Raw genomic sequence first — 12,353 nt, 5'->3', positions numbered from 1 at the left:
TATTCCAGTTTGCTTTATTTAAAGTAGCGTTTGTTCAAATTCTGTATTGATCTTATTTTTGATCATAATTTTGATAAGTTCTTTTGACTTACTGATTAAATTTACATTTAAGGTTTCTTTGATGTTTTTTTGAGTTGTATATTCTAAGTATTTAAAACTACCTGTATTAATATAGTTATTTTGATTGTTGGTGCATTTTATGCAATTAAATCCGTTAATGTGGATATCATAGTAGTAATGCTTGTCTATTTGTTTATTACATTGAAAACATAATTTTGATAAGTATAAAAATCCCTTTATTATTAAAAATCTTGTCTTGTATTGTAAGTCAATTAATTGTGCTTTTTCTAAGCTTGTGGTATTTAGTATCTCTGTTGCTTCGATAAATAACTTAAAGCATTCCCCATCATCAAAGCTTAAATTAATAAGCTTGATCCAAAGATAAATAATTATTAGTTTTTCATAGATTAAATCTTGCATTATAAATTCTTCATCATTAATTTCTATTATTTTGCATAAATTCTTTTCTTTCACTATCTCGAAATTGGCTTTTACTAGGTTATTGATATTTGATTTAAATTTTTTTATAGTAGAATTATAAATTATTGTGTGAATAATTCCTTTTGAATGAAATAGGTTTAACAGAGAATAACTTTTTTTATGATATAAATTTGTTATGATAGCATTAACTTTATTAAACTGCATTATAACTATTGTATAATAAAAGAATTCATTATTAAATGAATTCTCAGAAAAATTTTCTTTTGTTATAATGAAGCTTAAGGAGATTAAATATTCTATGGAAGAAGTAAAAAATACTGTTTCTAAGGGAAAAAAGCGTTCCAAAAACTCTGGGGGCATTCTGCCGCATTTTGATAAGCCTGTGAGAGTACCTTTAATTGCTGTGCCATCACATCCTGTGTTTCCAGGTATGTTTATTCCAATTGTTATAGTCTCTGATACTGATATGAAGGCTGTTGATTATGTGATTAAAGGTAACGGCATTATCTCCTTATTCGTATTACGTGATAAATTTTTAGAAAAATCCAGAACTAAAAATGATAAATTGATTATCAATTATAAAAAGGATATTTATTCTGTTGGTATTACTGCTAAAATAGTTAAGAAAATTAATCTTCCTGATGGCGGATATAATATTTTTGTTTCAACTATTGATAGAGTGAAGTTTGTCAAGGTTGTTCTTAATGAAGATTTTCCGATAATTGAAGTTGATTATTTAAAGCAAATTCCGATTAAAAAAGATGATGTTCAGTCAAAGGCAATTTATAGTAGTATTTTGCTTAGAACTAAAGAAATATTCTCACATAGAAAGATGCCCGAATTTCAGTTAAATATGGTTAACATTGAAGATAAAGGTAGATTGTGTGATGTTGTTGCAGGAATGATTTCATCTTCAAAAGATGCTCATCAAGAAGTGCTTGAAACTTTAAGTGTTAAGGACAGGCTAAAAAAGGTCTTGGAATTGATTTATGAAGAATTAAATTTAATTGAGATTCAAAATAAAATTGCTAAGGGCATTCAGGAAAAGTTAGAAAAACAACAAAAAGAATTTTTTTTAAAGGAACAACTTAAAGCTATTAAGGCTGAACTTGGTGTAGGAGATGAAAAAAGTAATGAATTTTTAAAACTTAAAGCCAAGATCGATTCTTTAGCTTTAAAAGGAGAAGCTTTAGAAGCAGTTGAGAGGGAACTTGAAAAATTTTCATTCCTTGAAAAGCATTCATCTGAGTATATTGTGGTTAGAAATTATCTTGAACTTATTACTAACCTTCCTTGGGGAGAATCTAAAGTTAATTTTGATAAATTTAATTTGCAAAGGGCAGAAAAGATTTTAGATAAGACGCATTATGGAATGAGAGAAGTTAAAGATAGAATTATTGAATATATTTCTGTTCTTAAATTAAGAAAATCTCAAAAAGGAGCTATTATGCTTTTAGTTGGACCTCCTGGAGTTGGTAAAACTTCGATAGGAACAGCTATTGCTGAAGTTCTAAAAACAAAATTTTTTAGATTTTCTGTAGGTGGTATGAAAGATGAGTCAGAGATTAAAGGGCATAGAAGAACTTATGTTGGAGCATTACCTGGGAAAATTATCCAAGGGCTAAGAATTACAAAGACCAACTCTCCTGTTTTTTTAATAGATGAAATTGATAAGGTTTCAGCATCTAATTATGGAGATCCATTCTCAGCTCTTCTTGAGGTTTTAGATCCTGAGCAAAATATTAATTTTAGAGATCATTATCTTGATTTGCCTTTTGATATTTCTAATGTGTTTTTTATTTTAACAGCCAATTCTCTTGAGACAATACCTACACCTTTATTAAATAGAATGGAAATAATTCAGCTTTCAGGATATGTTGATGATGAAAAAATAGAGATAGCAAGAAAGTATTTAATACCAAAGGTCTTAAATGAAAATGGTGTTAATAAAGATTCCTTAAAATTTCAAGGTTCAGCTCTTGTTCAAATTGCTAGGGAATATGCAAGAGATAATGGGCTTAGGAATTTTGAAAAGTATTTAAAACAAATTGTTAGAAAAGTTGCAAGAAAGCTTATTGAAGATAAGTCTGTTAAAGCATACCAGATTTCTAAGGAAAATTTAGAAGAATATATTGGTATTCCTGTATTTAGAAAAGAAGAATTTTTGCATAAAGTCATGTCTCCAGGGATGGTAATGGGTCTTGCTTGGACTAATTATGGTGGATCAACTTTGGTAATTGAAACTGTAAAAACTGAGTCTAAGTCCCCTGGTATTAAGTTGACAGGTAGACTTGGAGATGTGATGAAGGAATCTGCAAATATCGCGTTTACTTATGTAAATAGCATTAGTAATGAGCTTAAGTTAAATAAGTCTTTTTTTGAAAAATATATGATTCATTTGCATATTCCAGAAGGGGCTATACCAAAGGATGGACCTTCGGCTGGTATTACTATTGCTAGTGCTTTTATATCTTTAGCTCTTAATAAAGTGGTGAGACCTCATTTGGCTATGACTGGAGAGTTATCATTAACAGGTAATGTAATGGCTATTGGGGGATTGAGAGCGAAAATAATAGCTGCTAAACGAAGTGGACTTGAGCATATTATTATTCCTAAATCAAATAAAGTGGATCTTGATGATATTCCTATTAACATCAAGAATGGCATAAATTTTCATCTTGTAGATAATATGAGAGAAGTTATTAAATTATTATTTTAGAATTTTAAAAGACTTTAAGTTTTATTTTGACTTTTACTATTTTTTGAGCAGAATTATTTCATTTGTTGTCTTTAGTGTTTTAACTGTGGGTTTAAATAGGTAAATTAGTAATGGAAGTAGTGTTAATGATGCAAGAGATGTTGTTAACATTGTAAAGGCTATGATTGCGCCCAGTGTTGCGATTATTTTATAAGTAGAAAATATTAATGTTAAAAATCCTATTCCTACTGATATTGAATTTGCAAATATTCCATTAAATACATTGGGAATTGATTTAATTAAAGCTTTTTTATAATCTTTAGTTGTTTGATAATTTAATATAAATGCATTAAAGAAATGAATGGAGTAATCTACCCCTATACCCATACTAACGGATGCAATTGTTGCTGTTGCAGGATTGAGTGTTATTCCGAAAAGTTTCATTACAGCAAAATTTAAAAATACTGACCAGGCTACTGGAATCACAATTATTATTCCGGTTTTAATGGATTTGAAGAATAACATTAGCAATATTGTTATTGCACTGAGTGTTGTAATAATATTTGTGACTTGTTCTACCACCATGGTTTTAGATATTAATATTTTGTCATACGCTCCTGAGAAGTTATATTCATGTCCTGGCATGTATTCTTCAATCAAATTGCTTGCATAGTTGGCAAAATTTTTGATTTCTTCAGTTGAATTTTGGTCAGTTCTCACAATAATTGATATCTGAGACCAATCATCATTAATGTACATCTTAGTCATGTTCTTAATAGAATTGCTTCTACTAATTAAGAGTATTAACTTGTTTAAAATAGCTTGATTTTCAGGAAGTCTATATTCTTTTGGATTTTCTTTTTTGAATTTGAAATTCATCAGTCTTATAATTCCATTTATTGAACTGGATTGTGTTTTTTCAGTAAATTTATCAAGATTGTCTGTAATTAAATCCAAATTTTTCATATTTTTTTCATTTTTGAATTCACCAGTAGTTCCATTAATTTCAATTTTGATGATAGATGTTCCCCCTATTTCTTTTTGCATTAAATTAAGTGTTTGTTTGACACTTGTATTTTCTTTAAAATAATCTTTCTCGTCAAAGTTAATTTCTATTTTAAAAAGACCTATAATTGAGGTTAATAAAATAATTAGAGTTATGATAGATGAGAGATATTTGTTATTTAATATCCATTGTGTAACTGTTTGGTTTATCAGTGAAAGTTTTTCAAGAAAATCGTTTTTTGCATTTTTTTTCTCTTTGTTTTTGTATTTAAATGGTATGTAGGTTAGTATTCCAGGAAGCACTAATAAGGACATAAGCATTGCAATAATGACTCCTGTTGACATAAAAATTCCCATTGTTTTGTATGCTTGAATTGAAGAACTTATTAATGATAAAAATCCGAAAGCTGTTGTAAGAGAAGTTAAAATTATTGGTGTTCTTAGAGTTTTAATTGTAGTTATTATTGTTTTTTCAGTGAAAGGTTCGTTTTTTATTCTCTTTAATATTCCATTTATTATATGTACAGCATTAGCACATCCAATCGAAATAAGGAGAACGACCATTGTGGTTTCTGGAACAGTAATGGGGGACATAACAATGCTTTTGATTCCAAATGTCCAAATTAGTGCAAATGTTGCAATAAGTACAGGAAGTATTGCTCCCAATACATTTTTTACAATAAAATAGAGTGATAAAATTACTACAAGGGTAGCAAGTGGACCTAACAATTTAAAATCGTCAGCCATGTAGTTAAGTATTTTTTCCCTTACTATAAGATCTCCTGTTAAGTAAAGTTTAAGATCATCAGTCTCATATCTTTTAATTGCCGCTTCCATTGCTTCAAGTTCATTCTTTAAACTTCGGCTAAAATTTGTTTTGTCGTCTGTTGTTGATATGACTATAAAGTATATTAAAGTCGCATCATCATTTAAGAATATGTTTTTTATGAATGATGATGAATTTACTTTGTTTCTTATTTCAGTTATGTCTTCATCTGTGTATACATCTTTTTTAAATTGTGGAAAGTAAGTAAATATACTTGTAACAGAGTTGGGTGTTACTTTGAGTATTTTGGTTATATCATTTGCTACTTTATTAATTTTTCCAAAGGTTTCTTTATTAAAAATACTTTTTTTGTCTTTAAACATTACTATTGTTGATAATAGAGAATTACTTTTGTCTATGTCTATTATTTTTTCGGTTTTTTTGTTTTTTGGGATAAGTTTCAAAATATTGGAATCGAATTTTATGTTTTTTAGGAAAAATCCTAAAAAAATTGTTATTAATGTAAATATTATTAATATAAAAACTCTGTATTTAATGCTTAGGGTTTCCAAATCCATTTTTGCCTCGTTATCTTGTTACTATATTTATAAGTTTATCTTTGACCGTAATGATCTTTATTATTTGCTTATTTTGTATATTTTGCATGATTTTATGATTTTTAAGTGCAATATCTTTAAGAGTGTCCTCATTTATGCCTTTGTTTAATATAATTTTGTCTTTAATTTTTCCGTTAACTTGTAGTACAATCTCTCTTGTATTATCAATAATGAGATTTGGATCGTATTTTGGCCACTTTGCGTTTTTGAATATACTAGGTTGTTCTCCCATATACTCCCATAGTTCTTCTCCTAAATGAGGCGCAAATGGTGCTAGGATAATGGTTAGGGGTTTGAAGATTTCTAAATAATTTTTATCATGTTTTAAAAGTTCATTTATAAATATCATCAATGATGAAATCGCGGTATTAAAATTTAAATTTTCTATATCTTCTGTTACTTTTTTTATTGTTTTGTGAAGTCCGGATATTATTTCTTTTGATGCTGATTCTTTTGTTAGTTCTTTGTTTTTAATAGTCCATATTTTGTTTAAGAATCTAAAAATTCCAATTAGTCCTTGTGTATTCCAAGGTTTTGAATCAGTTAAAGGTCCCATGAACATTTCGTAGATTCTCATTGAATCTGCGCCGTATTCTTTAATAATATCATCTGGATTTATTATATTTTTGAGTGATTTTGACATTTTGGCAATTATTTGTTTTAGTTCCTTATTATTTGTTTTGGAAAAAAACTTATTATCTCTCTTTTTAACCTCATCATTGGGAATTAAAATGCCATTTTCATCTTGATATGCAAATGATGTTATCATTCCTTGGTTTATGAGTTTTTTAAAGGGTTCTTTTGTATTGACATATCCTAGATCATAGAGAACTTTGTGCCAAAATCTTGCGTATAGCAAGTGTAATACTGAGTGTTCAGCACCCCCAATATAAAGATCAACGGGCATCCAGTAATTAATTTTTTCTTTACTTGCAAATTCTTTTTCGTTATTTGGATCAAGGTAACGTATGTAATACCAGCAGGAACCTGCCCATTGAGGCATTGTATTTGTTTCTCTTTTGTATGTTTTGCCATTACGTTTAACATTTACCCAATTTTGGACTTTTGAGAGAGGAGATTCGCCTGTACCTGATGGTTTATAATTTTCTATTTCTGGGAGTCTTAAAGGTAATTCATCTTCTTCTAATGGTATTTCATTTAAATCATCATCAATTATAATAGGAATGGGCTCACCCCAGTATCTTTGTCTTGAAAAAATCCAATCCCTAAGTTTATAATTGACTTTTTTTTGACCCTTTTTGTTTTTTGTAAGCCATTCTATTACTTTCGTTTTTACCTTTTCAGTTTTGAGGTTGTTAAATTCTTCTGGTGTGTTAATTGAAATGCCATTCTCAGTAAATGGTTTTGTTAGTATTTCATTGTTTCCTGTTTGAGACACTACTTGTTTGATTGGCAGGTTGTATTTTTTTGCAAATTCAAAATCTCTCTCGTCATGTGCTGGGACACTCATCACAGCTCCAGTACCATAAGTTCCAAGTACATAGCTGCCTATCCAGATTGGGATTTCTTCTTCAGTTATTGGATTAATAGCATATGCGCCTGTAAATACTCCTGTTTTATCTTTTTCAAGAGAAGTTCTTTCAAGATCGTTTTTAAGGATTTCTTTGTCTTTATATTCTGCAATTATAGTTTTAAGTTCATCTTTTGTGATTTTATCTACTATGTTATGCTCTGGTGCCAGTACTAAATATGTTACTCCAAAAATTGTGTCTGGTCTTGTTGTAAATACTTTTATCTTTTCTTTGCTTGCCTTTATTGAGAATTCAATCTCGGCTCCTATTGATTTTCCAATCCAATTTTTTTGCATTTCTTTAACAGATTCAGGCCAGTCTATCTCTTCAAGATCTTTAATTAGCTTCTCTGCATATTCTGTGATCTTAAGAACCCATTGTCTTAAAGGTTTTCTTTGTACTTTATGGAAACCCCTCTCAGATCTGGGCCCATCAGGTGTTTGGATAACTTCTTCGTTCGATAATACTGTCCCAAGATCAGGACAGTACCATACGGGCATTTCTTTTATGTAAGCTAGACCTTTTTTGTATAGTTTTAGAAAAATCCATTGTGTCCATTTGTAGTAATTTTCATCGTGGGTTCTGATTTCTCTATCCCAATCATAGGCAAATCCTAATGCTTTAATTTGTTCTTTAAATTTTTCAATATTTTTTTCTGTTATTTTTTTGGGATGCTCCCCTGTTTGTATTGCGTAATTTTCTGCGGGTAATCCAAAACTGTCAAATCCCATTGGGTGAAGTACATTAAACCCATTTAAGAGTTTATATCTTGTTAATATGTCAGTTGCTGTGTAACCTTCAGGATGACCGACATGGAGTCCATTAGCTGAAGGGTAGGGGAACATATCAAGAATATAGATTCTTTTCTCTTTAGGAATATTTGGATCTTCATTAACTTTATATGTTTTATGTTTATCCCAATAATCCTGCCATTTTTTTTCTATTTTGGTAAAATTGTATTCAGACATCTGCCCCTCAGTAAATAGTAATATTTTATTTAAGGTTTATATAGTATTTTTATATTCATAGTCACTTCATTGAAAAGCAAATTAAATATTTAATCCTTTTATTAACTTAACAGTTTGTAACGTTAGATTTGCTCTTAAAGCATGCTGTGGACTGGACTTGAACCAGCATGGGCTTACGCCCACTAGCCCCTCAAGCTAGCGTGTATACCACTTCCACCACCACAGCGCATACATATTATATTTGCTATTTGAAAAGTTTGTCAACTTTTTTAATTTTTTTCTTTCTTATAATGTAAATTATTAAAATTATTATTGTGATGAGGATAAGTGCTATTAGTAATATGATCCTAATTTTAGGAAAGATTAATTTAAACGATTCACCTATCTTAAAGCTTAGTGTAAAGTAAGTTGTAATTGATATCATGGCTGCAAAAAAGTCAGTTATAAGAAAGTTACTGGTACTCATGTTTCCCATTCCTGCTGATATAAATATTGCGTTTCTAAATCCAAATGGAATAAATCTTCCAAATAGTAAAGTTAAGCTTCCGTAGCGTTTATAGTAATAATTCATTTTATCGATCAATTTATTTGTTTGTTTTTTTTGTTTTAAGAATTTGTTAGCTAATAATTTGCCTATATAAAATGAAATTATATCGCCAATATAAGCACCCCAGAAAATTCCTAGGAAAATTAAGATTGTATACTCATTTTTTCGACTAGAAAGTATGCCACCCATTATTACTATTGCATCTTCAGAAATGGGAATGTTAAAACCTGCAAGAATAAGTAGTCCGAAAAATACAATTGGTGAATAAGCTATATTGAGATCTATAAATTCTAGTATGATATGCATAATACCTCGTTATTTTTTTTTTGTCTTGTAAGTTAAATATATGCTCATTAAGATTAGATATAGACAATAAAAAATTATTAGTGTTTTACCTATCTTTAAGTAAGTGTCTGGCAGCTTCGCGAATGTTATAAGTATTACTGATAGGGCTGTTATTACTGTTACAGGAAGTGTTATATATTTGAATTCTTTTGTTTTTGAAGGGTAGATGACTTTAATTGGTACAAAACTGAATATGATACATAATAATATTATACTAAGATTTGTGGTTTGGTCTAATTTGAAAATTATGTTAAAGATTATTAAAAAATTCCATAAAGATGGAAAACCTCTAAAGTAATCGTCGCTAGTTTTTGCGTCTAATCTTGCGAATTGGTATGCTGATGCCAATAAAATTCCAATGCAAGTTATTATTTTGTATTCATTGTTTATGAAGTTGCCGTAATAAAAAAATATTGTGGGAATGAACGTATAGTTTATGTAGTCTACTATATTGTCAAGGAGTTCTCCATTTATTGTTGGAATTATTTCTTTTATTTTTAATTTTCTTGCCAGTGTACCATCAATCCCATCAATTAAAAGTCCAAGGATGGTAAGTTTTAATAAAAGATTATAATCTGTGTTTATTATGGATATTATTGAGTAAAGACTGACTATTAATCCGGAAGCTGTTAAAATATGTACTGACCAGGCTAAAATAAGATTTAATAATTTTTTCAAAGCTTACTCCTTTATTCAAATAATTTTTTTACATCTTCAAGACGTTCTTTGAATATATTAATTGTATTTTTTATTGTTGATTTTAAGCTTAAATCAACACCGGTAACTTTTAAGGATTCTAAGGGATATTTTGAACCCCCTATTTTCAAAAATTTTATGTAATTTTTAGTAGCATCTTTTTTGTTATTTTTTATGTTTTTATATATCAAAAGAGCAGCTGTGATGCCTGTTGCGTATTGATATACGTAAAATGGTGAGTAGAAATGAGGAATTCTAAGACATTCGAGTGAACTGTTTTCATCGAGTTTAAAATTTGGACCAAAGTATTTTTTTAGTAAGTTTAAATAGGTTTGCTTAATTGTTTCTTTTACCACTGGCTCATCTTTATTGATCATTTCATGAATGATATATTCAAATTCGGCAAACATTGTTTGCCTGAAAAATGTTGCAAGTAGGTCATCGATTTGGTTTAATTTAATGTATTTTATTTTTTCGATATCATTTTCATTTTTTAGTAAGTAGTCTGTAAGTATTTGCTCATTCACTGTGGATGCTATTTCTGCTTCAAAAATAGAATATTGATATTGAGGAAATGGATTATTTTTGATACTGAAATAGGAATGCATGGAGTGTCCTGCTTCATGGGTCAGGGTAAACATATCTCTTATTGATTCATCTTTGTAATTCATTAATATATAAGGTTTTCCATTATATGATCCTGCACTAAATGCCCCTGCTCTTTTTCCTTTATTTTCATATTTGTCAACCCAACGTTCTTCTAAGAGTCCTTTTCTTAGTACTTCGGTATATTCGCTTCCTAGTATTTCTAGCGATTTTAAAATTTTATCACAGGCTTCTTTAAAGGAGTTTTTGAATTTGATATTTTTTGTTAGAGGAACATAGACATCGTAATGATTAAGATATTCTTGGTTAAGTATATTTTTTCTAAATTCGTAATATTCATGAAGTACAGATAAATTTTCGTTAACTGTTTCAATTAAGTTCATATAAACTTTCTTATCAATATTGTTTTGAAAAAGTTTCATTGAAATAGTATCTTTAAATTTTCTTGTTTTGGCTAAAAATTTATTTTTATTGATATCGGCAATTAAGAGGTTGGATAATGTATTTTCATGTTTTTTATATTCTTGATAAAATTTCAAAAAAGCTTCTCTTCTTATTTCTTGATTTTCATTTTGAAGAAATAGACTGTAAGTGGTATTACTTAATGGTTGACCATCAATTTCTCCAAATTCCATGTCCGCATTTGTTAATACAGAGAATATATCATTGTAAGATGAATAAAGAGATGTATAGTTAGCTAGTATTCTCTCTTCGTCTTTGCTTAAGATGTGTTCTTTTTCTCTTAAGATTTTTTCAATAGCTATTTTTTTATCTTTGAGTTCTATATCTTGCAGCCATTCTCTTATTTGGTTTGTATCTGTTTTTAAAATTTTTGGTATAAAAAATGAAGTGGAATTTGATGCGTATGTTTCTAAGTTGATATTGATTGCGCGAAGTTCGTTTGAGGTCTGATTGCTTACATCTGTTTCTAATTGAATTTGTGTGTAATATACTGTTCTTTCCAGTTCTTCTTCGATTTCATAGTAATCATTTAATGCTTGTTTAAAGATGTTTAGGTTGAATTCTAATTTTTCGTATTCCTTGAAGTCTTGAAGTTTTAGTTTTATTTTTTCGACTGTTTCCTTGTATTCTTCATTGTTTTTAAATAGAGAAGATAAGTCCCACTTGTCATCTTCATTAATTTTACTTCTCTCTATCATCAGACTTGCTCCTTGTTAATATGACACTAATTGTGATTTATAAATAATAACCATTTTAAATCTTTACTTGTAATTTTACAATTGAGTTGAATACTTGATTTATGTTGTTTTTTAAAATCTGTTTTTTTTGGTATCAATTCAAAGATTGCATTAAAAATTTTTTAAATTTAGCAAATGCAATTCCTCTATGGGATATTTTGTTTTTTTCTGTAAGAGTTAATTCACTGAGTCTTTTATTATTTGCAGTTAAAAATATTGGATCATATCCAAATCCGTTTTTTTTGTAACAATCAATATCCAAAGCAATTGTTCCATTGAGGATGCCTTCAAAATTGGTTATTGTTCCGTCTATAGAGATATGACTAACTATACATATAAAATATGCTGTTCTATTTTCTTTGTCTTTCATTAAGTCTATAATAAGATGGTTTTTTTCATTTGTTCCTAGTTTTTTTCCTAATTTGTATTGATCATATCTTTTAGAATAAATTCCAGGTTCCAAATTTAAAGCTTTTATGCATAATCCAGAATCCTCACTAAAAACAGGTTTTTTTTTATCTAAAGATTCAAATAGAGTTTTTGCTTTGAGCAAAGAGTTTGCTTTAAAAGTTTTACCTGTCTCTTTTACATCGAAGTTTTTGGGAATTTTGATTTTTATGTTAGGTATATCTAAAATTTGTTTTACTTCGTTTATTTTATTTATATTAGTAGTTGCAAAGAATAATGTTTTCATTGTATATAATAGTAAATCATTTATGTATATTTTTGGTATTTCTATTGTACTTATAGAGATAATTTATGATTTAATGGAGATAGTGATTATATGGAAGATAAATTTTAGAATTTGGTGGTGTTACTTGGTATTAAACATTAAAATCATTAAATCAGAATTTGTGGCTTTCAAATAGGTTT

The 12,353-nt window shown here is 28.6% G+C and carries 8 protein-coding genes and 1 tRNA gene; 1 reads left to right on the top strand and 8 read right to left on the bottom strand.

Annotated elements, in window-relative coordinates; genetic code table 11:
* Positions 1-18 precede the first annotated feature (18 nt).
* Positions 19-705 carry a hypothetical protein gene (locus bvRMA01_RS01260; RefSeq protein ID WP_247031620.1) on the bottom strand — a complete coding sequence of 229 codons (687 nt, stop codon included), beginning with the start codon at positions 703-705 and terminating at the stop codon, positions 19-21.
* A 67-nt stretch (positions 706-772) separates the two neighbouring features.
* Here bvRMA01_RS01260 and lon point away from each other — a divergent pair, with 67 nt between their 5' ends.
* Positions 773-3,220 carry an endopeptidase La gene (lon, locus tag bvRMA01_RS01255; protein ID WP_011772209.1) on the top strand — a complete coding sequence of 816 codons (2,448 nt, stop codon included), beginning with the start codon at positions 773-775 and terminating at the stop codon, positions 3,218-3,220.
* Between the two features lie 36 nt (positions 3,221-3,256).
* Here the strand turns inward: lon and bvRMA01_RS01250 are convergent, their stop codons facing one another.
* From bvRMA01_RS01250 to rdgB, 7 genes are all read right to left on the bottom strand, one after another.
* Entirely contained in the window at positions 3,257-5,548 is a 2,292-nt protein-coding gene (locus bvRMA01_RS01250; RefSeq protein WP_247031618.1) for an efflux RND transporter permease subunit, read from the bottom strand.
* A 10-nt stretch (positions 5,549-5,558) separates the two neighbouring features.
* On the bottom strand, positions 5,559-8,087 hold the full coding sequence (gene leuS, locus bvRMA01_RS01245) for a leucine--tRNA ligase (RefSeq protein WP_247031616.1): 2,529 nt from the start codon (positions 8,085-8,087) through the stop codon (positions 5,559-5,561).
* 142 nt (positions 8,088-8,229) lie between these two features.
* Positions 8,230-8,313, bottom strand: a tRNA-Leu gene (locus bvRMA01_RS01240).
* 18 nt (positions 8,314-8,331) lie between these two features.
* Positions 8,332-8,940, bottom strand: a complete 609-nt coding sequence (locus bvRMA01_RS01235) for a DedA family protein (RefSeq protein WP_247031614.1) — start codon at positions 8,938-8,940, stop codon at positions 8,332-8,334.
* Between the two features lie 9 nt (positions 8,941-8,949).
* Positions 8,950-9,657 (bottom strand): phosphatidylcholine synthase, encoded by a 708-nt coding sequence (gene pcsA, locus bvRMA01_RS01230; RefSeq protein WP_247031612.1) that lies wholly within the window; start codon positions 9,655-9,657, stop codon positions 8,950-8,952.
* An 11-nt stretch (positions 9,658-9,668) separates the two neighbouring features.
* Positions 9,669-11,441, bottom strand: coding sequence for an oligoendopeptidase F (pepF, locus tag bvRMA01_RS01225; protein WP_247031610.1), 1,773 nt, complete (start codon positions 11,439-11,441; stop codon positions 9,669-9,671).
* A gap of 133 nt (positions 11,442-11,574) precedes the next feature.
* Positions 11,575-12,174 (bottom strand): RdgB/HAM1 family non-canonical purine NTP pyrophosphatase, encoded by a 600-nt coding sequence (gene rdgB, locus bvRMA01_RS01220; protein WP_247031608.1) that lies wholly within the window; start codon positions 12,172-12,174, stop codon positions 11,575-11,577.
* Positions 12,175-12,353: the final 179 nt, after the last annotated feature.

It is taken from the genome of Borrelia venezuelensis (assembly GCF_023035835.1).
GTDB lineage: Bacteria > Spirochaetota > Spirochaetia > Borreliales > Borreliaceae > Borrelia > Borrelia turicatae.
This window is presented reverse-complemented; position numbering and strand designations above follow the sequence as displayed.